The sequence below is a fragment of the Streptomyces sp. NBC_00503 genome (assembly GCF_036346895.1).
In the GTDB taxonomy this organism is placed as follows: Bacteria; Actinomycetota; Actinomycetes; order Streptomycetales; family Streptomycetaceae; genus Streptomyces.
In genome coordinates this window covers 2313699-2337832 of the sequence record NZ_CP107855.1, presented here as the reverse complement: position 1 = coordinate 2337832, position 24134 = coordinate 2313699, and the positions used below count along the sequence as shown (strand labels likewise).

At 68.1% G+C, this 24134-nt stretch carries 23 protein-coding genes; 13 read left to right on the top strand and 10 right to left on the bottom strand.

Annotated features, from left to right (window positions below; genetic code table 11):
- Positions 1-80 precede the first annotated feature (80 nt).
- From OG490_RS10920 to OG490_RS10900, 5 genes are all read left to right on the top strand, one after another.
- Entirely contained in the window at positions 81-527 is a 447-nt protein-coding gene (locus OG490_RS10920) for a hypothetical protein (protein ID WP_330296086.1), read from the top strand.
- Between the two features lie 88 nt (positions 528-615).
- On the top strand, positions 616-1413 hold the full coding sequence (gene lipB, locus OG490_RS10915; RefSeq protein ID WP_330296085.1) for a lipoyl(octanoyl) transferase LipB: 798 nt from the start codon (positions 616-618) through the stop codon (positions 1411-1413).
- A gap of 120 nt (positions 1414-1533) precedes the next feature.
- Positions 1534-2481, top strand: a complete 948-nt coding sequence (gene lipA / locus OG490_RS10910; RefSeq protein ID WP_330296084.1) for a lipoyl synthase — start codon at positions 1534-1536, stop codon at positions 2479-2481.
- A gap of 269 nt (positions 2482-2750) precedes the next feature.
- Entirely contained in the window at positions 2751-2948 is a 198-nt protein-coding gene (locus tag OG490_RS10905) for an SCO2195 family GlnR-regulated protein (RefSeq protein WP_330300876.1), read from the top strand.
- A 10-nt stretch (positions 2949-2958) separates the two neighbouring features.
- Positions 2959-3657, top strand: a complete 699-nt coding sequence (locus OG490_RS10900; protein ID WP_330296083.1) for a DUF4191 domain-containing protein — start codon at positions 2959-2961, stop codon at positions 3655-3657.
- 104 nt (positions 3658-3761) lie between these two features.
- On the opposite strand, the gene OG490_RS10895 is transcribed toward OG490_RS10900, so the two are convergent.
- Positions 3762-4229, bottom strand: coding sequence for an RDD family protein (locus tag OG490_RS10895; RefSeq protein WP_330296082.1), 468 nt, complete (start codon positions 4227-4229; stop codon positions 3762-3764).
- A 185-nt stretch (positions 4230-4414) separates the two neighbouring features.
- On the opposite strand from OG490_RS10895, the gene glnA reads away from it, so the two are divergent.
- The 5 genes from glnA (at position 4415) to OG490_RS10870 (ending at position 10490) form a co-directional block, all read left to right on the top strand.
- Positions 4415-5824: a type I glutamate--ammonia ligase gene (glnA, locus tag OG490_RS10890; RefSeq protein WP_330296081.1), complete on the top strand. Its 1410-nt coding sequence runs from the start codon at positions 4415-4417 to the stop codon at positions 5822-5824.
- Between the two features lie 92 nt (positions 5825-5916).
- Entirely contained in the window at positions 5917-6120 is a 204-nt protein-coding gene (locus OG490_RS10885; RefSeq protein ID WP_330296080.1) for a MazG-like family protein, read from the top strand.
- Between the two features lie 73 nt (positions 6121-6193).
- Positions 6194-7375: a tyrosine-type recombinase/integrase gene (locus OG490_RS10880; RefSeq protein WP_330296079.1), complete on the top strand. Its 1182-nt coding sequence runs from the start codon at positions 6194-6196 to the stop codon at positions 7373-7375.
- Positions 7376-7971: 596 nt separating this feature from the next.
- A complete protein-coding gene (locus OG490_RS10875) occupies positions 7972-9915 on the top strand; it encodes a tyrosine-type recombinase/integrase (protein ID WP_330296078.1) in 1944 nt (647 codons plus the stop codon).
- On the top strand, positions 9912-10490 hold the full coding sequence (locus tag OG490_RS10870; RefSeq protein WP_330296077.1) for a DUF6262 family protein: 579 nt from the start codon (positions 9912-9914) through the stop codon (positions 10488-10490). Before OG490_RS10875 ends, OG490_RS10870 begins: the two co-directional genes overlap by 4 nt.
- A gap of 253 nt (positions 10491-10743) precedes the next feature.
- On the opposite strand, the gene OG490_RS10865 is transcribed toward OG490_RS10870, so the two are convergent.
- On the bottom strand, positions 10744-11244 hold the full coding sequence (locus tag OG490_RS10865) for an NUDIX domain-containing protein (RefSeq protein WP_371619920.1): 501 nt from the start codon (positions 11242-11244) through the stop codon (positions 10744-10746).
- Positions 11245-11469: 225 nt separating this feature from the next.
- Between OG490_RS10865 and OG490_RS10860 the strand changes: the two genes are divergently transcribed.
- Positions 11470-12078: an NUDIX hydrolase gene (locus OG490_RS10860; RefSeq protein WP_330300874.1), complete on the top strand. Its 609-nt coding sequence runs from the start codon at positions 11470-11472 to the stop codon at positions 12076-12078.
- A gap of 105 nt (positions 12079-12183) precedes the next feature.
- A complete protein-coding gene (locus tag OG490_RS10855; RefSeq protein ID WP_330296076.1) occupies positions 12184-12315 on the top strand; it encodes a hypothetical protein in 132 nt (43 codons plus the stop codon).
- On the opposite strand, the gene OG490_RS10850 is transcribed toward OG490_RS10855, so the two are convergent.
- A complete protein-coding gene (locus OG490_RS10850) occupies positions 12309-12608 on the bottom strand; it encodes a hypothetical protein (RefSeq protein ID WP_330296075.1) in 300 nt (99 codons plus the stop codon). The genes OG490_RS10855 and OG490_RS10850 overlap by 7 nt on opposite strands.
- Positions 12609-12618: 10 nt before the next feature.
- Complete coding sequence (locus tag OG490_RS10845) at positions 12619-13281, bottom strand: TetR/AcrR family transcriptional regulator (RefSeq protein WP_330296074.1); 663 nt, start codon at positions 13279-13281, stop codon at positions 12619-12621.
- 86 nt (positions 13282-13367) lie between these two features.
- On the opposite strand from OG490_RS10845, the gene OG490_RS10840 reads away from it, so the two are divergent.
- On the top strand, positions 13368-14138 hold the full coding sequence (locus OG490_RS10840) for an SDR family NAD(P)-dependent oxidoreductase (protein ID WP_330296073.1): 771 nt from the start codon (positions 13368-13370) through the stop codon (positions 14136-14138).
- 93 nt (positions 14139-14231) lie between these two features.
- Here OG490_RS10840 and OG490_RS10835 read toward each other — a convergent pair whose 3' ends face one another.
- The 6 genes from OG490_RS10835 to OG490_RS10810 form a co-directional block, all read right to left on the bottom strand.
- Positions 14232-14750, bottom strand: a complete 519-nt coding sequence (locus OG490_RS10835; protein WP_330296072.1) for a DUF4240 domain-containing protein — start codon at positions 14748-14750, stop codon at positions 14232-14234.
- Positions 14751-14917: 167 nt separating this feature from the next.
- Entirely contained in the window at positions 14918-17602 is a 2685-nt protein-coding gene (aceE, locus tag OG490_RS10830; protein ID WP_330296071.1) for a pyruvate dehydrogenase (acetyl-transferring), homodimeric type, read from the bottom strand.
- A 276-nt stretch (positions 17603-17878) separates the two neighbouring features.
- A complete protein-coding gene (locus OG490_RS10825) occupies positions 17879-18502 on the bottom strand; it encodes a GntR family transcriptional regulator (protein ID WP_330300873.1) in 624 nt (207 codons plus the stop codon).
- A gap of 235 nt (positions 18503-18737) precedes the next feature.
- Positions 18738-20480 carry a 2-oxoglutarate dehydrogenase, E2 component, dihydrolipoamide succinyltransferase gene (sucB, locus tag OG490_RS10820; protein WP_330296070.1) on the bottom strand — a complete coding sequence of 581 codons (1743 nt, stop codon included), beginning with the start codon at positions 20478-20480 and terminating at the stop codon, positions 18738-18740.
- Between the two features lie 53 nt (positions 20481-20533).
- Positions 20534-21922 carry a dihydrolipoyl dehydrogenase gene (gene lpdA / locus OG490_RS10815; RefSeq protein ID WP_330296069.1) on the bottom strand — a complete coding sequence of 463 codons (1389 nt, stop codon included), beginning with the start codon at positions 21920-21922 and terminating at the stop codon, positions 20534-20536.
- A 337-nt stretch (positions 21923-22259) separates the two neighbouring features.
- The gene (locus OG490_RS10810; RefSeq protein ID WP_330296068.1) at positions 22260-23795 is read right to left on the bottom strand and encodes a leucyl aminopeptidase; all 1536 of its coding nucleotides are present in this window, start codon (positions 23793-23795) and stop codon (positions 22260-22262) included.
- Positions 23796-24134: the final 339 nt, after the last annotated feature.

Genomic DNA, 24134 nt, shown 5'->3' with positions numbered 1-24134 from the left:
CCCCACATTCATCCGATCGTGTGCAGAACCGGTAGGGCTCTTTACGGACTGACCCCCTCCACCCGCGTACGCTGCGCCCCATGACCCGCCGGCCCACCGGGGCGCACCGCCCCGGCACCTTCGAGCGCCTCTACGGCGACGACAGCTGCGCAGAGTCCACGGCCCCGCTGCATGTACCCGAGCTGGCCGCGCCCGAGCTGACCGAGGCGGAGTGCCGGCGCTGCGGGACGTACATCGCGGGCCTCGACGGGCGGTACGCGTGCGGCGTGTGCGGCTGGGTCAACGACCACTCCGAGGGGCACCGGCGGCTGCCGCGGGCGGACGAGGACCCGGACCGGCCGCCGAAGGGGCGCAGGCGGCCCAGGCAGCTGCCGGAGCCGGCTCCCGAGCTGACGGCGGAGCTGTCGGCGGAACCGACCGGGGAACTGCCCGCGGAACCGACCGGGGGACGGCCCGTGGAACCGACCGCAGAGCTGCCCGCGGAGTCGCCGCCGGGGCCGCGTCCAGAGCCCGTGACGGGCGGCTGAAGGGCCGCGCGCGGGCCGCCGTACCCTTGCTTGGTGCGATACGTGCACACAGCAAGTTCGACGGCAGGTTCAACGAGGAGGCGCCGCGGTGGCTGAGCTTGGGTTTGTCCGTCTGGGCTTCGGACCGGAGGCCGTCGAGTACACGGCCGCGTGGGAGGAACAGCGCCGGGTGCACGCCGCCCGCTTCGCGGACGAGGTCGAGGACACCTGCCTGCTGCTGGAGCACCTGCCGGTCTACACCGCCGGCCGGCGCACCGCCGACAGCGAGCGGCCGCTCGACGGCACGCCCGTCGTGGACGTGGACCGCGGCGGCAAGATCACCTGGCACGGGCCGGGCCAGCTGGTCGGCTACCCGATCATGAAGCTGCCCCGCCCGGTGGACGTGGTCGCCCACGTCCGCCGCCTGGAGGACGCGCTGATCCGCACAGCCGCCGAGTTCGGCCTGGAGACCACCCGCGTCGAAGGGCGCAGCGGGGTCTGGGTGCTGGGCGACCCGGTGGAGGACCGTCCGAAGATCGGCGGGCTCTCCCTCGACTTCGACCCGCGGCTGGCGGACGAGGAGTTCGACCCGCGCCTGAACGGCCCCGAGTACGCCCCGTCCAACGCCGGCCAGCGCCGCGAGGACCGCAAGCTCGCCGCCATCGGCATCCGGGTCGCCAAGGGCGTCACGATGCACGGCTTCGCCATCAACGTGAACCCCGACAACACCTGGTTCGACCGGATCGTCCCCTGCGGCATCCGCGACGCCGGTGTGACCTCGCTCTCGTACGAACTCGGGCGCGAGATCACCATCGCCGAGGTGCTTCCGGTGATCGAACGGCACCTGAAGGACGTACTGGAGCAGGCGGAGCTGCGGCCCCGCGAAATAGAGCCGGCCGCGAGCTAGCCGCGGGCCGTCCCTCCGGGGAATGGGCCGGGCCCCTCGCAGGTTGGCCGACGTAAGAACGTACGAATTACGGGCGTACCCTGGTGGGCGCCGAAGAATCGAAGTCACAGGGAGCCGGTCGTGTCCGCAGTCGCACCCGACGGACGCAAGATGCTGCGCCTGGAGGTCCGTAACGCCCAGACGCCCATCGAGCGCAAGCCCGAGTGGATCAAGACCCGGGCGAAGATGGGTCCCGAGTACACCAAGATGCAGGCCCTGGTGAAGGGCGAAGGACTGCACACGGTGTGCCAGGAAGCCGGTTGTCCGAACATTTACGAATGCTGGGAAGACCGCGAGGCCACCTTCCTCATCGGTGGCGACCAGTGCACCCGGCGCTGCGACTTCTGCCAGATCGACACGGGCAAGCCCGAGGCGCTGGACCGGGACGAGCCGCGCCGCGTGGGCGAGTCGGTCGTCACCATGGACCTGAACTACGCCACCATCACGGGCGTCGCGCGCGACGACCTGGCGGACGGCGGTGCCTGGCTCTACGCGGAGACCGTGCGCCAGATCCACCAGCAGACGGCGGAGCGCGCGTCCGGGCAGACCAAGGTCGAGCTGCTCGCCCCGGACTTCAACGCGGTCCCGGAGCTGCTGGAAGAGGTCTTCGCCTCCCGCCCCGAGGTCTTCGCGCACAACATCGAGACGGTGCCGCGGATCTTCAAGCGGATCCGCCCCGGCTTCCGCTACGAGCGCTCGCTGGACGTCATCACCCAGGCGCGGGCGTACGGCCTGGTGACCAAGTCCAACCTGATCCTGGGCATGGGCGAGGAGCGCGAGGAAGTCAGCCAGGCGCTGCGCGACCTCCACGAGGCGGGCTGCGAGCTCATCACCATCACCCAGTACCTGCGCCCCTCGGCGCGGCACCACCCCGTGGAGCGCTGGGTGAAGCCGGCCGAGTTCGTGGAGCTGGCGAAGGAGGCCGAGGACATCGGCTTCTCCGGCGTGATGTCGGGCCCGCTGGTGCGGTCCTCGTACCGCGCGGGACGTCTGTACCAGCAGGCGATGGAGAAGCGCGCCTCGGTCTGATGACTGTGTGAACTCGCGCACAAATGCTTACTGGTGGGTAACACCGCATCGACGCGGCCCCTAGGCTCTTCAAGGAAGAGTCCGGCGGGCCGCGTAAATGTTTCATCACTGTTTGACCAGCCGGTCACGCCCTGGTAACACCAATCAGTGACGATTGCTCGACGCACCGCGCACGCCACCGCGCACGCGCTGGTGCACACGCGGGGCGCACAGCGCTCCGCACCACGCTCCGCACGCCCCATGTGAGCTCCGTGAAAGGGATCGACATCATGCAGGCCGCGCCCGTACGCGCCATCGCCATCCCGACCGTAGGCGACGCCTTCCGGGGCATCGAGTCGCTGCTCATGAGCGGCGCCCGCCGCAACGCATGGACGGCGGTGCTCGAAGACCGCCGCAGGGCCCAGGACCGGGTCGAAACCGAGCACGTACTCGAGGCCGCGGCGACCCGGACCGAGAAGGCCACGTAAACTTCGCTCCATGGCGAGGAAGTCAAACGCAGAGACTGCTGCGAACCCCGGGCGACTGAAGCAGATCGCCCTGACGTACAAGATGACGCGCAAGGCCGACCCGAAGGTCGGTCTGATCGTCGCGGGCGTGGGAATCGTCACCTTCGGTGTCTTTCTTGCGATCGGCTTCCTGATCGGCCACCCGGTCTACCTGGGCATCCTGGGCTTCCTGGTGGCGTTCCTCGCGATGGCGATCGTCTTCGGACGACGGGCCGAGCGGGCTGCCTTCGGGCAGATGGAGGGCCAGCCGGGCGCAGCCGCGGCCGTGCTGGACAACGTGGGCAGGGGCTGGAACACCACCCCCGCCGTCGCGATGAGCAAGCAGCAGGACATCGTCCACCGGGCCGTCGGCAAGGCCGGCGTGGTGCTGATCGGTGAGGGCAACTCGAACCGGGTGAAGGCACTGCTCGCGAACGAGAAGAAGAAGCTGTCCCGGATCATGCCCGACATCCCGGTCCACGACTTCATCGTGGGTACCGGTGAGGGCGAGGTGCCGCTCAAGAAGGTCCGTACGACCCTGCTGAAGCTGCCCCGCGTGCTCTCGGGCCCCCAGATCACCCAGGTCAACGACAAGCTCCGGGCCATGGGCGACTTGCTGAGCAACATGCCCATCCCGAAGGGCCCGATGCCCAAGGGGATGCGCATGCCGCGCGGCGGAAAGATGCGCTGACCAGCTTTTCGTATACAACGACGCAAGGGCGCCCCGAGCCGATGGCTCGGGGCGCCCTTGCGTTCGTGTCGCGTGTGCTCAGTCGCGTGCTCGGACGCGTGTGCTCAGATCCGGACCTGGACGGCGCGGCCGAGGCGGTCGTGCAGCCCGCGGCCGTCGCGGTCCCAGACCAGGGCCGGGACCACCAGGGCGAGCAGGAGGGTGCGCAGCACCACGCGGCCGACGCCGAGCGGGCCGCCGTCCTGCGAGATGACCCGGAGGCCCAGGATCCGCTTCCCGGGGGTAAAGCCCACGGTGGCGATGGTCAGGATGCTCAGGACCACGAAGAGGGCCAGCGTCCAGTTGCCCGCGCCGGTCCAGTCGCGGCCTGTGATCAGGCCGTATGCGATCAGCTGGCAGGCCAGCCAGTCGATGACCAGGGCCGCGAAGCGGCGCCCGAAACGGGCCACGGAGCCGGGCCCCTGCTGCGGCAGGCCCAGCTGCTTGCCGGGGTAGCCGAAGTCGACACCCATTCCTTCGGCGGCCTCGCGGGGGCCGGAGAGCCAGGATCCGATTGCTTGCCTCTTGTCCACCCGAACACCGTACCCGTGCTGCTTCACGCCGTTCCGCCGGGACCCTGGTTAACTTGTGCGAAACAAATGGGTCATGCTTGGGAAACCCCGTCTGCTTATGGTCGGGTCAGCGTGCGGCACCGCACTGACGCACCACTAGCTATAAAGCCCGCCCCTGCCCCGGGGTCGGGAGTAGGAGGAGTTGGATGTTCAAGAACGCCGACGAAGTGACGCAGTACATCAAGGAGAACGACGTCAAGTTCGTTGACGTCCGCTTCTGCGACCTGCCTGGTGTGATGCAGCACTTCACCATCCCGGGGCGCGCGTTCGACCCGAACGAGGAGCTCGCCTTCGACGGCTCCTCGATCCGCGGCTTCCAGGCGATCCACGAGTCCGACATGGCGCTGCGCGCCGACATCACCACCGCGCGCCTGGACCCGTTCCGCAAGGACAAGACGCTCAACATCAACTTCTTCATCCACGACCCGATCACGGGCGAGGCCTACAGCCGCGACCCGCGCAACATCGCGAAGAAGGCCGAGGCGTACCTGGCCTCGACCGGCATCGCCGACACCGCGTTCTTCGGCCCCGAGGCCGAGTTCTACGTGTTCGACAGCGTGCGCTTCGCGACCTCCGCGAACGAGGGCTTTTACCACATCGACTCCGAGGCCGGCGCCTGGAACACGGGCTCCGAGGAGAACAACCGTGGTTACAAGGTCCGCTACAAGGGTGGTTACTTCCCCGTAGCCCCGGTCGACCACTTCGCCGACCTGCGCGCCGAGATCTCCCTCGAGCTGGACGCCCAGGGCCTCCAGGTCGAGCGTCAGCACCACGAGGTCGGCACCGGTGGCCAGGCCGAGATCAACTACAAGTTCAACACGCTGCTCGCCGCGGCCGACGACCTGATGCTCTTCAAGTACATCGTGAAGAACGTCGCCTGGCGCAACGGCAAGACCGCGACCTTCATGCCGAAGCCGATCTTCGGCGACAACGGCTCGGGCATGCACGTGCACCAGTCGCTGTGGGCCAACGGCGACCCGCTGTTCTATGACGAGGCCGGCTACGCGGGCCTGTCGGACATGGCGCGCTACTACATCGGCGGCATCCTCAAGCACGCCCCGTCGCTGCTGGCGTTCACCAACCCGACGGTGAACTCCTACCACCGCCTGGTCCCGGGCTTCGAGGCGCCGGTCAACATGGTGTACTCGCAGCGCAACCGCTCGGCCGCCATGCGCATCCCGATCACGGGCTCGAACCCGAAGGCCAAGCGCGTCGAGTTCCGCGCCCCGGACCCGTCCTCGAACCCGTACCTGGCGTTCGCGGCCCTCCTGCTGGCCGGCCTCGACGGCATCAAGAACAAGATCGAGCCGATGGAGCCGATCGACAAGGACCTCTACGAGCTCTCCCCGGACGAGCACGCGAGCGTCCCGCAGGTCCCGACCAGCCTCGAGGACGTCCTCAAGGCCCTCGAGGAGGACCACGAGTACCTCCTGGCCGGCGGTGTCTTCACCCCCGACCTGATCGAGACCTGGATCGACTACAAGCGCACCCACGAGATCGCCCCGATCGCGCTGCGCCCGCACCCGCACGAGTTCGAGCTCTACTTCGACCTCTAAGCCGTGCCGTGCTGACGCACTGATCGTCCGGAGCCCCGTCCCCTTCTCAGAGAGGGGGGCGGGGCTCCGTCGTGTGGCGCTACGTTCGGCGGATGGACGACACGTGGAAGACCATCGGGGCGCTCGCGGCACGGTTCGACGAGCACGACCGGGAGCGCGGGATCGGGCACGAGGAGAGCGTGATGCTGCAGATCCTGAAGATCGGCGAGGAGTTCGGCGAGGCCGCGCAGGCCGTCGGCGGGGCCAAGGGGACCAATCCGCGCAAGGGCGACTCGCACACCTGTTATCTCCAGTAGGTCCTGAAGTTCAGTTACCTAAGTGACGTTTGCGCGTTCTCTACGTGACAGACAACTATCTTGGGGGACTTCAGTGACGTTACCCGGACTCTCTTCCGAGCCCCGCGCCTACCGAGCGGAGAAGGCCATCAGGCCCTCCGACGGGGCAACGACGTGGATCGTCATCAGCAAGGACTACGAGATCCACCCTGAGGCGACCTCGTACCTGACCGCGCTGGCCTCCCAGGAGGACGCTTCCGTCAATACCCTGCGCAGCTACGCGGGCCGGGTGGCGCTGTACCTGTCCTACTGTGCGGAGTTCGGCATCTGCTGGTCGGCACCCACCATCGTGCAGCTTGCCCAGTTCCTGCGCTGGCTGGTTGACGAACCGCTGCCGGCCAGGGGCAAGAGGGTGCCCGTCGAGCCACGGCACCGCAGCAAGAAGACCGCGAACGCGATCATGACTACCTCATGCCAGTTCCTCAGGCACTGCTCCCTACACGGGTGGGTCGCTGCAGAGCTGATCGCCCTGCTGACCGAGCCGCGGCTTCTCCACCACATGCCAGCCGGCTACAACACCGGTGAGGACGAGCAGTACCGCACTGTCCGTGCGCGGAAGCTGAAGTTCAAAGTCGCAGTCTCCGGCTACGAGTACCTGACCGACGAGCAGATCGTCCGCATCATCGACCTCACCTGCCACGCTCGCGACCGGTTCCTCGTAACGCTCCTGGCAGAAACGGGTGTGCGTATCGGAGAAGCCCTGGGGCTGCGACGGGAGGACATGCACCTGCTGTCGAACTCGACGTCGCTCGGGTGCCCCACGGCCGGACCTCACATCCATGTGCGTCGTCGCCAGAACTCCAACGGAGCCCTGGCCAAGTCCCGGCAGCCTCGATCGATCCCTGTCAGCGACGACCTGGTCGGTCTCTACGCCGATTACCAGTGGGAACGGGAAGCCGTACCCGAGGCCGCCGATTGCGACATGACATTCGTCAACCTGTTCCGTGCACCCCTCGGCTCGCCGATGAAGTACCAAACCGCATACGACCTGTTCGCGCGGATCGCCGAGCGGGCGGGCTTCGCCACCCGGCCACACATGTTCCGGCACTCGGCCGCCACCCGATGGATTCGCCAGGGCAAGCAACGCCATGTGGTGCAGAACCTTCTCGGTCACGTCAGTGAGCAGTCGATGGAGGTCTACCTGCACGCCAGCGACCAGGAGAAGCGTGACGCTGTAACTGCGGTCTCGGATATGCGAAGGGCTGCCCAGCTGTGACCGGCGTGGCTGACCTGGCCGGGTCCCCGGGTAATACGGCTCTACCGATTGACGATCACCATCTCCGATCCTGGCAGGCCTGGCTTCAGGGCGCCGTCGATGAGAAGTGGAGGCCCGGCGAATGGCATCTTCGTGATCTCCTGTTCGTCGGAGATCCGGAGAACCCGCTCACCGGTACACGGCAGTGCCACCATCCGCGCTGCGACGCTCCCACCGACAGCCCGATGTACTGCGGAAGCTGCGGTATCGACCACCGTAAGTCGAAACTGGCGCCCGAGGAATTCGATCGGACCTTCGTCCCGCAGCGCAATCGGCGATTCCACGCCACTCCTGAGCGGTGCGTTGTTCCCGCTTGTGGACGGGACGGGATCAAAGCGCAGCTCTGCCACAGCCACTACTCGATCTGGCGCAGTCACATTCGCAGGACGTACGGCCAAGGCGCCCGAATCAGCCGTTACGAGGCCGAGCGCACGTTCTGGGCGGCAACCCAGGAGCCGTTTGCCGGACTACCGCTCTGCGCGGTCCACGGGTGCCGAAGCGAGGAGAGTCTTCCGACTCATCTCTGCTACCAACACCGCGGCCTGTGGGCAGCGTACGTGCGTGAGAGCGGCCGGTCCGGCGACGGGGAGCTGACAAGGTGGACCGAGGCGCGGGTGCCGTTTCTTCTCCAGAACGAGTTCAGCCTCGTACCCCTTGAGGAAACGACGCGCCTTGAGCTCCTGTACGCACTCCAGCAGCGGGACAAGCGAGGCCAGGTCCTTCGCCCGACTCTGGTCAGGAAGATCGTCAAGCTGTTCACCGGCATTCCCTCCGTGGCCCTCGCGGTTGGCACCACACCCGGACCCGCCGACACCACGTGTACCGGCACGCAGTCCCTGATCAAAGAGGTCAAGCGGGACATCACCAGGGGTCTCGACGCATTCCGTGGAATCGACGAGACCACGAAACTGGTCTGGGACCTACGAGCACTGGATACTCCTCTTCCTGGACATACGCGGACCGGGTTCCGTATGAGAGAGGGCGAGGTCGACTTCGCCCCCGTCCTTCAGCTATGGCTTCGTGAAGCAGTCATGCACTGGGCTCGTACAACGCTCCCGGGATCGTCGGCTCTGCGGGATCGGCTCCTTTCCTGCACCATCGCCTCGCAGGCCCTCGCCACCCGACACGCGGGCGCCAATCCTGCCCTCCTTGGCTTCGCCGACATGACGGCCGTCGTCGACGAGTTCAGGGCGGCCCTATGCATGGACGGGACGCCCCGTAGCAACGATTCCCGCGCCCGGCTGCTGAAGCTCTTCACGGAACTGCTGGAGTTCGGCCGCGTGGAAAGCATCCTGGACGATCTCTCTCCTCGATTCGTTCCCCATCCGAACGAGCACCGCATCAAAAGGGAAAAGGTCGACGAGGACAACATCGGCAAGGCGCTCCCCGAGTCGGTGATCGCCCAGCTCGACAGACACCTCGACCTGATCGGCGCCGAGATGACCTACGGCAACATGCCGGCCGACTGCATCCAGGCCATGTTCCGCACGATCTACGTACTGCTGAGGGACACCGGACGCCGCCCCAACGAGATCGGCTCCCTCGGCTTGAACTGCCTGGAGTACGACGGGGGCGAGTACCAGCTGCTCTGGGACAACACCAAGGCGGGCAGGCTCCGGAGACGCCTACCTCTCGACAGAGACACCGTCAGCGCGATCAAGGACTGGACAGCGGTCCGAGAGCGACTCGACCTGCCTTCCCGCGCCCTCCCCTTCCTGTTCCCGGCGATCACCGATAGCGCCGCCACCGGCCACCTGACCACCGGGAACATAGGTGCTGCCATCCGGACATGGGCTGGTTCAATCCCGGAGATCCACTCTGAAGAACTCGGCCCGGACGGCACACCATTGCCCTTCGCCCCATCCCTCATCTACCCGTACGCCTTCCGCCACACCTTCTGTCAGAGATACGCCGACGCCGGTATGCCGCAGCACGTCCTTCAAGATTTGATGGATCACAAGTCCGCCGACACCACCGCGGCTTACTACAAAGTGAGCATCAAGATGAAGCGGGAGGCCATCAACACCATCAAGAGCCTGACCACCGACCGCTTCGGCAATCCTGCTCCGATGAGATCGAGCACGGCGTACGAGATGCGGTCGGTAGCGGTGGCCTTCGGGAACTGCATTGAACCCACCAACGTGAAGGCCGGCGGGAAGGCGTGCCCCATCCGGTTCCAATGCGCCGGCTGCGGCTCCTACCGCCCCGATCCGTCCTACCTGCCCGCAGTTGAGGAGCACATCCGTGCACTGAAGGCGGACCGCGAGGTCGCTGCCGCCGCGGGAGCAGCCGATTTCGTCATCCGGAACCTGGCCGACCAGATCACCGCGTTCCAGGCCGTCCGCGAGAATCAGAAGGAGAAACTGGCTTCGATGCCCGATGAGATGCGACACGAGGTCGAGGAGGCCAGCAAGGTTCTGCGAAAGCTCCGTGCCGGGGCCTCGAAGGGTGCTGTGAGCCTGGGCATGCCCGCCTTCGGTCCTCCAGAGGTGGTCGCATGACGAAGGAGCCGCGCACGCCTGCTCAGGTGCTGCTTGAATCCCGGCAGAGGGACAGCCGGGAGAAGCGGGCCAAGGTGCTCGCAGTGGTGGACACGATGAAAGCCGATGGCGACCCGATCACGTTCCTCGCAGTCGCCAAGCGGGCTGGCGTCTCAAACTGGCTTGTCTACGCCGAGGGGGTCCGCGAGCACATCGAAGCCGCTCGTGGAGGCCAGGCAAAAGCCGGAGCACGGAAACGCAAGGAAGGTTCGGCAACCAGCGCCGCGAGCCTGGCCACCGACCTTGAGTTCGCGCGTGCTCAGGTCCGGGCGCTCACCGAAGAACGGGACCGGCTCAGAGCCGCTATGCAGCGCAATCTCGGCGAGCAGGTCAACGTCCTCGCGTCCAAGGACTTGGTAGCCCGTGTTCAAGAACTGACCGTGGCCAACCAGCAGCTCACCGCGGCTATGGCGCAGGCCGAAGCCGACAGGAATGACATCCTGGCCGAACTAGCCGAAGCTCAGGACGACTTGGTTGCAGCTCGGACGGCCCTGCGGAACATGATGCGAGATCAGAATCGCGACGCACCTCAATAAGCACCTGTGTCCACCTTGGACCTCTCCCAGGGTGGCTATGTAGGTGAGTTCCAGGAACGTCTGTCGCTCAGCAGCGAGAACGCCCGGATCCACGGGAGAGTGATGTCGCCGAGTTCTGGAAACACCTGGGTTCTTGCTTCGGGACCATGGTTGTGCTCTGCACGACGAGGGGCCTGGGTGCTGCCGAAGTCCAAGGTCGATCTGTACGCGGCGATCCGCCGTGACGCCAAGGCCGGCCTGTCGCTGCGTGCGGTCAGGACTGCGCGGTCCGGAACACGAGATACCGGCTGAAGGCCTCGTGACTGTCGGGAGTGAAGCGCCACTCCAACAGAGCCGAGTGAAGCTCGGACTCGGTCAGCCAGCCATGCCAGGCGACCTCATCGGGATCGCGGGTCACAGCGTCCGGCACCACGGCTTCATGCACGCCGAGCCAGTGAGGGCTTAGGCCGCTGCGGTTGATGAACGTGAACAGCAAGCGCGGCAGGCCGCGGATGCCCAGCTCTTCGGCCAGCTCTCGCCCGGCAGCCTGTTCATAGGATTCGCCGACACCCACGGCGCCACCGACCATGACCTCATAGAGCCCGGGGAAGCGCGACAGCTGCTCCGACCGCCGATGGACGAGGATCCGACCACGCTCATCACGACACACCGTCGAGGCGATTCGATGCAGCCAGCCCTCCCGGATGGCCTGCCGACGGGTGACTACCCCTAGGACACGATCTTGACAGTCGACGCGCTCCACCAGTTCCTCCACGAAGCACAGAGTGGCAGAACCCACTGACAACGCCGTTTCTCGGCGAGCTGTTCTCAGAACTCGACAACATTCTGGACCCGCTTGATCAACATCTGTTGCCCGAACTCGGCACCAACCGTTCTCGCGTTACACCTACGTAGCCACCCAGGGCGAGGAGAGCTCCAGAACGCCTGACTTGAGGCGCGACATGTTGCAGCTCCCTGCCATCATGTCGTCGTGATCACCATGGATTCCTCAGGCGTTCCCCATCAATCACTTCGCGGCCAGCTGATGCATGTGCTCGGCGGCATCGAGCCCTGGGATGACCTGGAGCGTTCGCACCTTGCCGAAACTGTGGAATGGATCACCGGCGGGGCGCCTCTGTACAGGACGCAGAAGCCCGCGACCCCGGCGAAGCACCTGGTCAGCTACTTTGTCGTGCTCGATGAGACTTGCGAGGAGCTCCTACTCGTAGCCCACCGCAAGGCTGGCCTGTGGCTTCCCAGCGGCGGCCACGTCGAGCCGATGGAAGACCCGTGGAACACCGTCCGGCGTGAATGCCGCGAGGAACTGCGCATCGAAGCCGTACCCGCCTCGATCGCTGGCGACCGCCCGCTCTTCCTGACCGTCACCCGGACTCGCGGCCAAGGGCAGCACACTGACGTGTCCTTGTGGTACGTCCTGCGGGCAGAGGCAGGCCAGGTCACGTCCTTCGACGAAGCCGAGTTCGATGCGATCAAGTGGCTTTCACTGGACCAGGTCCTCGCCACGCCAGAGGACACCCTCGACCCCCACATGCACCGATTCACTCGCAAGCTGATGAGCCTCCTGGCCCTGCAGGGGAGCGCGCGGTGATGGCCTTCGGCCGCCAGGAGTAGACGTGCCTCACGTGGCTGACAACCACAAAAAGCTCTGACCGGCATGTATATACAGGCGACCCCAGATAACAGGTGGGGTGACGTGGAGGCGGAGGTCGCCGACGTCATCGTGACGGCGATGGTCACCCTGGCCCGGATGCGTCCCGACGCTCCCGCCTTCTTCGCCGCGCATCTGGAGCAGAAGTCGCAGCGGTTCCTGCGGCCGACTCAGTAGTCGGCGTGTTCGGGGTGGCCCTTGAGGAGTTTGCCCCAGGCCAGGCAGAGGAGCGGGAAGCCCAGATCGTGCAGGATGCGGCGGGCGGGTTCCACGTCGTCGAGCTTGCTGCCAGACGCGTGGTTGACCAGGTCAACCGGGGTGTGGAGGCCCGTGCCGACGAGCACGTACCACGAGTTGTTCGGCATGTGCTCACTGTGAACGGGCACCAGACGGGCCGACGCCGCCTGGACGTCGAGCCGGCTGATCGTGTGCTTCGTGCCGCCGGCGGTGAAGGTGATCTCGGTCTGCAAGGGGGTCCTCTCAGAGGGAAGGGCGCAGCAGCGGCATCGCGCCCGTGAGGTCGCGCAGGCAGCGGAGTGCCAGGTCCGAGGGGGAGCCGGGGCCCAGGGGCGGGGCGTCCGTGGCGGACCAGAGTTCCAGGGCGATGCGGATCGCGTCGGTGGCCGCCGCCGCGAGGAGGCGGATGGACAGGAGGTCGGCGTCCGGGCCGGCGAGGCGGGAGATCACGGGGACCAGGTTCTCCTCGGAGTCCTGGTTGACCCGGTACCAGACGGCGCGCAGCGCCTCGTCGGTCGCGGCGGCGCGCAGCAGTCCGCGGGTGACCTCCAGGCCTTCGTCGATGGCCTGGGGCTCGGTGAGCGAGCGGGTGACCGCGCGTTCCAGGGCCTGCGCGAGCGGGGTGCCGGGGTCCTCCTCGGCGAGCAGGGCGCGCCAGGCGTCACCGCCGCCCGCGAGCAGTGGGGCCACGGCTTCCTGCTTGTTGCGGAAGTAGCGGTAGAACGTGCGCAGTGCCACGCCCGCCCGGTGGGCGATGTCCTCGGCGGTGGTGCCGTCGGGGCCGTGCTCGGCGAAGAGTTCGCAGGCCGCGCGGGCGATGTCGAGCTGGGTGGCGGCCTTGCGGCGCTCGTTCAGCGACTGGGCTCCGGGGCCTGCCTGGGGAGAGTACGGACGAGGGGATCTCACGAGGGAAGAATACCCTCAGCCCGAGGAGGGATTGCACGCTTTGACAGGGTGGCAAAACGTGTCATGACGGGAGTACGCTCGTCCCCATGAACCGTTACGAAGGACGTCGCGTCCTCATCACCGGCGGTGGCTCCGGCATCGGCCAGGCCACCGTCCACCGCATCCTCTCCGAGGGCGGCCGCGTCCACGCCGTGGACGTCAACGAAGCCGGTCTCAAGATCACCGCTGAGCAGGCCGCCGCCGACGGCCGCGCCGACGGCCTCACCACCTCGGTGCTCGACATATCCGACGAAGCCGCCGTGAAGGCCGGCATCGCCGCCGCCGTGGCCGCCCTCGGCGGGCTCGACGTGCTGGTCAACGCCGCCGGCATCCTGCGGTCCTCGCACACCCACGAGACCACGCTCGAATTCTGGAACAAGATCATCTCGGTGAACCTGACCGGTACGTTCCTGGTCATCCGCGAATCGATCCCGGCGCTGCTGGAGGGAGACCAGCCGGTCGTCGTCAACTTCAGCTCCACCTCGGCGACCTTCGCCCACCCCTACATGTCCGCCTACGCGGCCAGCAAGGGCGGCATCCAGTCGATGACCCACGCGCTGGCCGCCGAATACAGCAAGCAGGGTCTGCGCTTCGTCGCCGTCGCGCCCGGCTCCATCGAGAGCGGCATGACCACCGGCAACGGCCCCGGCCTGCCCGAGGACACCGACTGGAGCCTGTTCACCAAGCTCGCCCCGGCCCTCGGCCAGGGCTTCGCAGGCCCGCAGACGGTCGCCGGCGTCGTCGCGATGCTGGGCTCCGAGGACGGTGCGTTCATCACCGGCACGGAGATCCGCATCGACGGCGGCACGCACTACTGAGCCGCACGCACCACTGGGCAGCACGCACCACTGGGCAGCACGCACCACTGAGTGGCACGCACCACTGGGCAGCACGTAAGAAGAGGCCGCCGGTCAGCCTCTGAAGCGGTCCCACAGCCGGGGGAAGCGCTCCGCGAGCACGGCTTCGTTCTCGAAGTCCAGCGCAGCGCCCTCCGGCTCCGCCGCCTGCAGCGGGATGCCCAGATCGGGTGCGACCGCCCCGGTGAGCTGCTCGTAGGCCTCGTCGGCCGCGTACCCCAGCTCCTCGCCGTCCCCGTCGATCTCCTCGTCGAACTCGCCGAGGAGCTCCGCCAGATGGTCGGGGTCGTGCACCCCGCCCTCGAAGACCTCCCGCCCCTGGCCGATCAGCCAGCACCGGAAGTAGTCGAACGCGTCGTCGCTCGCCCCGTCGAGCAGCACCCACGCGGCGCCCCACAGGTCCCAGGTGTACGCCCGGTTGTACCGCGACTCGAAGTGCCGGGCGAAGTCCAGCACGGAGTCCGGATCGAGCTGCGCCAGCCGCTCCACGAGCAGCTCGGCGTGTTCCTCGGGGTCGCCCTCGGCGGCCTCGCGGGTACGGTCGACGATCTCCCAGAACTCCGTCTCGTCCATCACCGCTCCAGCATCACGGGTCCACCCCCGCGCCGCCACCGCGCATGCCGCGAAAGTCCGGTGCCCGACCCCCACACGGACGCATGCCCGGACCCGGCCGCCAACGCCGTGAGGCGGCCCGCCCCCACAGGGGCGGACCGCCTCACGGTCGGATCGCTCGTTACGCCTTACAGGCCGTAGCGCTCCCGGGCTTCCTTGACGGAGGACGCCGGTACCTCGCCGCGGCGGGCGAGCTGGGCCAGCGCGGCCACCACGATCGACTGGGCGTCGACACCGAAGTGGCGGCGGGCGCCCTCACGGGTGTCGGACAGACCGAAGCCGTCCGTACCCAGCGAGGTGTAGTCCTGCTCGACCCACTGGCTGATCTGGTCCGGGACCTGACGCATCCAGTCGGAGACGGCGAGCACCGGGCTGGTGACACCCTCCAGCGCGCGGGTGACGTACGGGGTACGCATCTCGCCGCGCAGCAGGGCCTCGTCGCAGTCCAGCGCGTCGCGGCGCAGCTCGCCCCAGGAGGTGGCGGACCAGACGTCGGCGGCCACGTTCCAGTCGGCGGCGAGCAGCTTCTGGGCGTCGAGGACCCAGTGGATCGCCGTACCGGAGGCCATCAGCTGGATCTTCGGGGCATCGGCGGCCGGGGCCGCCTCCGCGAGGTCCGCCGCCGTGTTGAAGCGGTAGAGGCCCTTGAGGATGCCCTCTTCCACGCCCTCCGGCATGGCCGGCTGGACCTTCGGCTCGTTGTAGACCGTCAGGTAGTAGAAGACGTCTTCCGGCTTCTCGCCGTACATCCGGCGCAGACCGTCCTTGACGATCACCGCGATCTCGTACGCGAAGGCCGGGTCGTAGTTGAGCGACGCCGGGTTCGTGGACGCGATCAGGTGCGAGTGGCCGTCCGCGTGCTGGAGGCCCTCACCTGTCAGGGTGGTGCGGCCGGCGGTGGCGCCGACGATGAAGCCCTTGCCGAGCTGGTCGGCGAGCTGCCACATCTGGTCGGCGGTGCGCTGCCAGCCGAACATCGAGTAGAAGATGTAGAACGGGATCATCGGCTCGCCGTGCGTCGCGTACGACGTGCAGGCGGCGATGAAGTCGGCCATGGCGCCGGCCTCGGTGATCCCCTCGTTGAGGATCTGGCCGTCCTTGGCTTCCTTGTAGTACATGAGCTGGTCGCGGTCGACCGGCTCGTACGTCTGGCCCAGCGGCGAGTAGATGCCGGCCGACGGGAAGAGGGACTCCATACCGAAGGTGCGGGCCTCGTCGGGGACGATCGGCACCCAGCGCTTGCCGGTCTCCTTGTCCCGCATCAGGTCCTTGACGAGCCGGACGAAGGCCATGGTGGTGGCCATCTCCTGCTTGCCGGAGCCCTTGAGCAGCGGGGCGAAGGAACGGTCCGCCGGGGCGGGCAGGGCCACGTGCTTGACCTTGCGGGCCGGGGCCGGGCCGCCGAGCGCCGCGCGGCGCTCGTTCAGGTACTGCACCTCGGGGCTGTTGGCGCCCGGGTGGCCGTACGGGACCTGGCCGTCGGCGAAGGCGCTGTCCGGGATCGGGAGGCCAAGGAGGTCACGCATGTCCTTGAACTCGTCGATCGTCAGCTTCTTCATCTGGTGGTTCGCGTTCTTCGACTCGAACCCGGCACCCAGCGTGTAGCCCTTGACGGTCTGCGCGAGGATGACCGTCGGCGCACCCTTGTGCTCCAGGGCGGCCTTGTACGCGGCGTACACCTTGCGGGGCTCGTGGCCGCCGCGGGAGGTGTGGAAGCACTCGGCGATCTTCGCGTCGGAGAGCACACCGGCCAGCTGCACGAGCTCGGCGTTGGCGCCGAAGAAGTGCTGGCGGATGTAGGCCACGTCGCGGGTCGCGTACGTCTGGAACTGCGCGTCGGGTACCTCGCGCAGGCGGCGTACCAGGGCGCCCGTGGTGTCGAGCTGGAACAGCTCGTCCCAGGCGGAGCCCCACAGCGACTTGATGACGTTCCAGCCGGCGCCGCGGAACTGGGCTTCCAGCTCCTGCACCACGCGGAAGTTGGCGCGGACCGGACCGTCGAGGCGCTGCAGGTTGCAGTTGATGACGAAGGTCAGGTTGTCGAGCTGCTCGCGGGAGGCGAGGGCCAGGGCGGCGGTCGACTCGGGCTCGTCCATCTCGCCGTCGCCCAGGAAGGCCCAGACGTGCGAGTTGGCGGTGTCCTTGATGCTCCGGTTGTGCAGGTAGCGGTTGAACCGCGCCTGGTAGATCGCCGAGAGCGGGCCGAGGCCCATGGACACCGTCGGGAACTCCCACAGCCACGGCAGGCGCCGCGGGTGCGGGTAGGACGGCAGGCCCTGGCCGCCGGCTTCCTGGCGGAAGTGGTCGAGCTGCTGCTCGGAGACGCGTCCGTCGAGGAACGCGCGGGCGTAGATGCCGGGGGAGGCGTGGCCCTGGATGTAGAGCTGGTCGCCCGATCCGTCGGCCTCCTTCCCGCGGAAGAAGTGCTGGAAGCCGGTCTCGTACAGCCATGCGGCCGAGGCGAAGGTGGCGATGTGGCCGCCGACGCCGTACTTGGAGCCGCGGGTCACCATGGCGGCCGCGTTCCAGCGGTTCCATGCGGTGATCCTGGCTTCCATCGCCTCGTCACCGGGGAACTCCGGCTCGGCGGCGGTGGGGATGGTGTTGACGTAGTCCGTCTCGAGCAGCTTCGGCAGCGCGAGGCCGGCGGCCTCGGCGTGCTGGAGGGTGCGACGGAGCAGGTATTCGGCGCGGCGCGTACCGGCGGCCTTGGCGACTGCGTCGAGGGAGGCCGCCCATTCGGCGGTCTCCTCGGTGTCGCGGTCCGGGAGCTGGTCGAGCTCGCTCGGAAGCTTTCCTACGGGGTCGGACATCGGTGTGCGCCGCCTTCCGGACAAAGGAGAGGTGGTGAAGAAATCCCTGACGGGCAGGACAGGGTCGTTGGACCCGGGTGGGGTCCGCGATGACTGTAAGGCGCTGATCGATGATCGATCAAATGAAAGTGGCGAAGAAATGTCGATATGACAAAAGTCGGCACCCGGTGCCATGAAACAAGGCACCCGGTGCCGGGTAAAACGGTACAAACCGACCTGTAAATAGGGGGGTATCAGCCATAGGGGGGTGGCCAGGGGAGGCAGGAGGGGGCTGGATCAAGCCCGGGGCGCGCACCCGAGGACATGCCGCTTCACGAGCAGGCCGATGTCCGGGTCCTGGTTCCGGAAGGCCTCTACGAGGGCTTCGTGCTCCTCGGCGTAGGACTTCTGGACCGTGCCCAGCCACCGGATGGACAGGGCCGTGAAGACCTCGATGCCCAGGGACTCCCAGGTGTGCAGCAGCACGCTGTTCCCGGCCGCCCGGACCATCTCCCGGTGGAAGCCCACCGTGTGCCGCACCTGCGCCGTGCCGTCCGCGCTGCGGTCCGCGTCCCACAGGGCCGCCACATGCGGCTCCAGGGCCGTGCAGTCGGCCGCCAGCCGGGGCGCGGCCAGCTCGGCCGCGATCTGCTCCAGACCCGCCCGGACCGGGTAGATCTCCTCCAGGTCCGCCGCCGACAGGTTCCGTACGCGCACGCCCTTGTTCGGCGCCGACTCGATCAGCCGCAGCGTCTCCAGCTCGCGCAGGGCCTCGCGCACGGGCGTCTGGCTGACCTCGAGCTCCACGGCGATCCGGCGCTCCACGATCCGCTCGCCGGGCTTCCAGCGCCCGCTGACGATCCCCTCCACGATGTGCTCGCGGATCTGCTCGCGCAGCGAGTGCACGACGGGTGGGGTGATCATCGGGGCTTCATCTCCTGATGGGTGTGCAGGGGCATGCGGTGCCTGATGCGTAGACAATACGGCGGCGTCGCTCGCCGCGTTGCGTTCCTGGTCAGGGGCGCAGGGTGAGGCTGGTTACAGGCGGCCCGCGAAGGACCCGTAGCGGCCCTTTTGGATACGACGACGGCGCCCCCGCCCGGACGTGAATCCCGGGCGGGGGCGCCGTACGCGACAGATGCTGTCGCGGTGAGGCTTACAGGCCGAGCTCGACCTCGAACTCGCCGGCCTCGAGGATCGCCTTGACGGCCGAGAGGTACCGGGCCGCGTCCGCGCCGTCCACCAGGCGGTGGTCGTAGGACAGGGTCAGGTACGTCATGTCGCGGACGCCGATGACGGTGCCCTCGGCGGTCTCGATGACCACCGGGCGCTTCACCGTGGCACCGATGCCCAGGATGGCGGCCTGGTTCGGGGGCACGATGACCGTGTCGAACAGCGCACCGCGCGAGCCGGTGTTGCTGATGGTGAAGGTCGCGCCCGACAGCTCGTCCGGCGTGATCTTGTTGCCGCGGACCTTGCCGGCCAGATCGGCGGTGGCCTTGGAGATGCCCGCCAGGTTGAGGTCGCCCGCACCCTTGATGACCGGGGTCATCAGGCCCTTCTCGGAGTCGACGGCGATGCCGATGTTCTCCGAGTCGAAGTAGGTGATGGTGCCCTCGTCGTCGTTGATCCGGGCGTTGACGACCGCGTGGGCCTTCAGCGCCTGGGCAGCGGCCTTGACGAAGAACGGCATCGGCGAGAGCTTGACGCCCTCGCGGGCCAGGAAGGAGGCCTTGGCCTTCTCGCGCAGCTTCATGATCTTGGTGATGTCCACCTCGACCACGGAGCTGAGCTGAGCCTGCGAGTGCAGGGCCTTCATCATGTTGTCGCCGATGACCTTGCGCATGCGGGTCATCTTGACGGTCTGACCGCGCAGCTCGGACACCGCGGCGGCCGGAGCCTTGGCGGCGGGAGCGGCAGCGGTCGGAGCCGGGGCGGCAGCGGCGGCCTTGGCGGCCTCGGCGGCGGCCAGGACGTCCTGCTTGCGGATGCGGCCACCGACACCGGTGCCGGACACCGCGGACAGGTTGACGCCGGACTCCGAGGCGAGCTTGCGCACCAGCGGGGTCACGTACGCACCCTCGTCACCGGCGGAAACCGCGGCGGCGGGGGCGGCCGGGGCCACGGGGGCGACCGGAGCCGGAGCGGCCACGGGAGCCGGAGCGGCGACCGGGGCAGCCACGGGGGCGGCGACCGCGGGGGCTGCCACGACCGGAGCCGGGGCGGCGACCGGAGCGGCAGCCGCGACCGGAGCCGGAGCTGCGGCGACCGGGGCGGCCGCGGGGGCGGCACCGGCCACGCCGATGACGGCCAGACGCGCGCCGACCTCGGCGTTCTCGTCCTCGGCGACCAGGATCTCCAGCAGGACGCCGGCGACCGGGGCGGGGATCTCGGTGTCGACCTTGTCGGTCGAGACCTCGAGCAGCGGCTCGTCGGCCTCGACGGACTCGCCGACCTGCTTCAGCCAGCGGGTGACGGTGCCCTCGGTGACGGACTCGCCCAGGGCGGGGAGTACGACATCGGTACCGGCGGCCGGAGCGGCAGCGGCGGGAGCCGGGGCCGCGGGGGCCTCGGCGACCGGAGCCGGCGCGGCCGGAGCCTCGGCGACGACCGTCTCGGCAACGGCGGCGGCCGGGGCGGCAGCCGCGACCGGCGCGCCCGAGCCGTCGTCGATGATGGCCAGCTCGGCGCCGACCTCGACGGTCTCGTCCTCGGCGACCTTGATGGAGGCCAGGATGCCCGACACGGGGGACGGGATCTCGGTGTCGACCTTGTCGGTCGAGACCTCGAGCAGCGGCTCGTCGGCCTCGACGCGCTCGCCCTCGGCCTTCAGCCAGCGGGTGACAGTGCCCTCAGTAACGCTCTCTCCGAGCGCCGGAAGGGTTACGGAAACCGACATGGTTTCAGTTGCTCCTAACGAATGTGCGGAAGTGGTCGTCGCGCCCGTGACGATTAGTCGTGGTTGTGCAGCGGCTTGCCGGCCAGCGCGAGGTGCGCCTCACCGAGGGCCTCGTTCTGGGTCGGGTGCGCGTGGATCAGCTGCGCGACCTCGGCCGGCAGGGCTTCCCAGTTGTAGATCAGCTGGGCTTCGCCGACCTGCTCGCCCATGCGGTCGCCCACCATGTGGATGCCGACCACTGCGCCATCCTTGACCTGGACGAGCTTGATCTCGCCCGCGGTCTTCAGGATCTTGCTCTTGCCGTTGCCCGCGAGGTTGAACTTCGCGGCGATGACCTTGTCCGCACCGTAGATCTCCTTGGCCTTGGCCTCGGTGATGCCCACGGAAGCGACCTCGGGGTGGCAGTACGTGACGCGCGGGACACCGTCGTAGTCGATCGGGACGGTCTTGAGACCGGCCAGACGCTCCGCGACCAGGATGCCCTCGGCGAAGCCGACGTGCGCGAGCTGGAGGGTCGGGACGAGGTCGCCGACCGCCGAGATGGTCGCCACGTTGGTCTGCATGTACTCGTCGACCAGGACGTAGCCGCGGTCCATCGCGACGCCCTGCTCCTCGTAGCCCAGACCCTGCGAGACCGGGCCGCGGCCGATGGCGACCAGCAGCACCTCGGCTTCGAAGGTCTTGCCGTCGGCGAGGGTGACCCGTACGCCGTTCTCGGTGTACTCGGCCTTGTCGAAGAAGGTGCCGAGGTTGAACTTGATGCCGCGCTTGCGGAACGCGCGCTCAAGAAGCTTCGAGCTGTTCTCGTCCTCGACCGGCACGAGGTGCTTGAGGCCCTCGATGACGGTGACCTCGGAACCGAAGGACTTCCACGCCGAGGCGAACTCGACGCCGATGACGCCGCCGCCCAGGATGATCGCGGACTCGGGCACGCGGTCCAGGACCAGCGCGTGGTCCGAGGAGAGGATCCGGTTGCCGTCGATGTTCAGGCCCGGCAGCGACTTCGGCACGGAGCCGGTCGCCAGCAGGACGTGGCGGCCCTGGATGCGCTGGCCGTTCACGTCGACGGACGTCGGCGAGGAGAGGCGGCCCTCACCCTCGATGTACGTCACCTTGCGAGAGGCGACCAGGCCCTGCAGGCCCTTGTACAGGCCCGAGATGACCTCGTCCTTGTACTTGTTGACACCCGCGATGTCGATACCCTCGAAGGTGGTCTTGACACCGAACTGGGCGGCTTCACGAGCCGAGTCGGCGACCTCGCCCGCGTGCAGCAGAGCCTTCGTGGGGATGCAGCCGTTGTGCAGGCAGGTGCCGCCGAGCTTGTTCTTCTCGATCAGGGCAACGTCCAGACCCAGCTGGGATGCGCGCAGCGCCGCGGCGTAACCGCCACTGCCACCGCCGAGGATCACTAGGTCGAAAACGGTGCTGGCGTCGTTCGCCACGTCACGTCCTCCATGCATGTGCGCCGAGCACCGGTCCTCTGTGACCGGGCGGCGGCTGGTATACGGCCGCTTGTTTCTTCGGCCCTGTGGTGGGGGCCCTGTCCTGCCGAGAACCCATCTTCGCATTTGTCGGGGGAACGCGGGACGGCGGGCCCGCCCTGTGGACGGTCGATCTGTCCGAACCAGGGGTTACCACGGCGTAGAAACCTACGGATTTCGTTGAGAGTGAACAGGCCCCGGACCTGATCGGGAAAACCGACCAGGTCCGGGGCCCGCACGGTGACCGGAGGCTTGCCGCCCGGTGGGTGGCGGTTACCGGCCGGTGGGCGTCAGGGCCTCAGCCCAGGTCGCCGGTGGCGGTGCGCTCGGCCAGCCGCACCAGGGTGCGCACGGCCGAGCCGGTGCCGCCCTTGGGGGTGTAGCCGTACGGGGCGCCCTCGTGGAAGGCGGGACCCGCGATGTCGAGGTGGGCCCAGGTGATGCCCTCGCCGACGAACTCCTGGAGGAAGAGGCCGGCGATCAGGCCGCCGCCCATCCGGACACCCATGTTGGCGATGTCGGCGGTGGGGGAGTCCATGGTCTTGCGCAGGTCCGCCGGGAGCGGCATCGGCCAGGAGGCCTCGCCGACCTCCTCGGCGATCTCGTGGATCGCCGTGCGGAAGGCGTCGTCGTTGGCCATGATCCCGAAGGTGCGGTCGCCCAGGGCCAGCACCATGGCGCCGGTCAGGGTCGCCACGTCGATGATCGCGTCCGGGTTCTCCTCGGAGGCCTTGGCCAGCGCGTCACCCAGGACCAGGCGGCCCTCGGCGTCGGTGTTGAGGACCTCGACGGTCTTGCCGGTGTACATGCGCAGCACGTCGCCGGGCTTGGTGGCGGAGCCGGAGGGCATGTTCTCGGCGAGCGCGAGCCAGCCGGTGACGTTGACCTGGAGGCCGAGCTTGGCGGCCGCGACGACGGAGGCGAAGACGGCGGCGGCGCCGGCCATGTCGCACTTCATCGTCTCGTTGTGGCCGGCCGGCTTCAGGGAGATGCCGCCGGAGTCGTAGGTGATGCCCTTGCCGACGAAGGCGAGGGTCTTCTCCGCCTTGGGGTGGGTGTAGGAGAGCTTCACCAGGCGCGGCGGGTTCTCGGAGCCCTTGCCGACGCCCATGATGCCGCCGTAGCCGCCCTTGAGCAGCGCCTTCTCGTCCAGGACCTGGACCTTGATGCCGTTCTCCTTGGCGGTCGCGGAAGCGACCGCGGCGAAGGCCTCGGGGGTCAGGTCGTTCGGCGGGGTGTTGACCAGGTCGCGGCTGATGTTGACCTCGGTCGCGACGATGACGGCGCGCTCGGCCGCGGCCTTGTGCTCCTTGTCGCGCGGCTTGGCGCCGAGCAGGGCCACCTCGGCGAGCGGCTGCTTCGGGCCGCCGTTCTTGGCGCCGGCGGCCTTCTTCTCGCCGCCCTGGTAGGCGGTGAAGGCGTACGCGCCCAGCAGCGCGCCCTCGGCCACGGCCGTGACGGCGGAGGCGTCGTCGAGGGGGAGGGCGAAGGCGGCCTTCTTGGAGCCGTGCAGCGCGCGGGCGGCGGAGCCGGCGGCGCGGCGCAGCACTTCCTCGTCGTACGACTCGTCCGCCTCGGGGACGGAGCCCAGCCCGACCGCCAGCACGACCGGGACCTTCAGGCCGTCGGGAGCCGGCAGCTTGGTGGTCTCGCCTTCGGCGCCCGAGGCACCGAGCGCGTCGAGCACGGCGGCGAGCTTTCCGTCGTAGGCCTTGTCCACGGCCTCGGCGCCCGCGGCGACGACGAGGCCCTTGGGGCCCTTCGCTACGCCGACGACGAGGGCGTCGGCACGCAGCGTCGCCGGTCCGGCAGTGCTGAGAGTCAGAGCAGTCACGGTGGTGAAGTCTCGCTTCCGTTTTGGAGGTGTGGGCCGAGTGGGTGGACGGCCATCCGTAGCGATCGTATTCGGGCCCGACGGCCGCCGGAAATGAGCCTACGCGTACGCACTCGTCCGCACGCCACTCGAAGGTTTGGCAAGTTGTTCGATCAAGAGACTCTCAGGTTCACCCATCTGTGGCCTCTGTTCCAGGTTTGCCCCTTAGACCTGACGAGGTCCGAAAGACTCGGGCCACTCTCGCAAGGGGACGCGGGGTTCCTTTGCATCATTTCCACAGAGCTTCCCCGGCCCGGCCGACCGCCTCGGGGCCGTAGTCGAGGAAGCCTGCGGGGGGAA

What these genes read in the sequence shown, in the direction of transcription:
- OG490_RS10920 (WP_330296086.1), top strand. Translation starts at nt 81, where the DNA reads ATGACCCGCCGGCCCACCGGGGCGCACCGCCCCGGCACCTTCGAGCGC.
- OG490_RS10905 (WP_330300876.1), top strand. Translation starts at nt 2,751, where the DNA reads ATGCAGGCCGCGCCCGTACGCGCCATCGCCATCCCGACCGTAGGCGAC.
- OG490_RS10900 (WP_330296083.1), top strand. Translation starts at nt 2,959, where the DNA reads ATGGCGAGGAAGTCAAACGCAGAGACTGCTGCGAACCCCGGGCGACTG.
- glnA (WP_330296081.1), top strand. Translation starts at nt 4,415, where the DNA reads ATGTTCAAGAACGCCGACGAAGTGACGCAGTACATCAAGGAGAACGAC.
- OG490_RS10885 (WP_330296080.1), top strand. Translation starts at nt 5,917, where the DNA reads ATGGACGACACGTGGAAGACCATCGGGGCGCTCGCGGCACGGTTCGAC.
- OG490_RS10870 (WP_330296077.1), top strand. Translation starts at nt 9,912, where the DNA reads ATGACGAAGGAGCCGCGCACGCCTGCTCAGGTGCTGCTTGAATCCCGG.
- OG490_RS10860 (WP_330300874.1), top strand. Translation starts at nt 11,470, where the DNA reads ATGGATTCCTCAGGCGTTCCCCATCAATCACTTCGCGGCCAGCTGATG.
- OG490_RS10840 (WP_330296073.1), top strand. Translation starts at nt 13,368, where the DNA reads ATGAACCGTTACGAAGGACGTCGCGTCCTCATCACCGGCGGTGGCTCC.
- OG490_RS10835 (WP_330296072.1), bottom strand. Translation starts at nt 14,750, where the DNA reads ATGGACGAGACGGAGTTCTGGGAGATCGTCGACCGTACCCGCGAGGCC.
- aceE (WP_330296071.1), bottom strand. Translation starts at nt 17,602, where the DNA reads ATGTCCGACCCCGTAGGAAAGCTTCCGAGCGAGCTCGACCAGCTCCCG.
- sucB (WP_330296070.1), bottom strand. Translation starts at nt 20,480, where the DNA reads ATGTCGGTTTCCGTAACCCTTCCGGCGCTCGGAGAGAGCGTTACTGAG.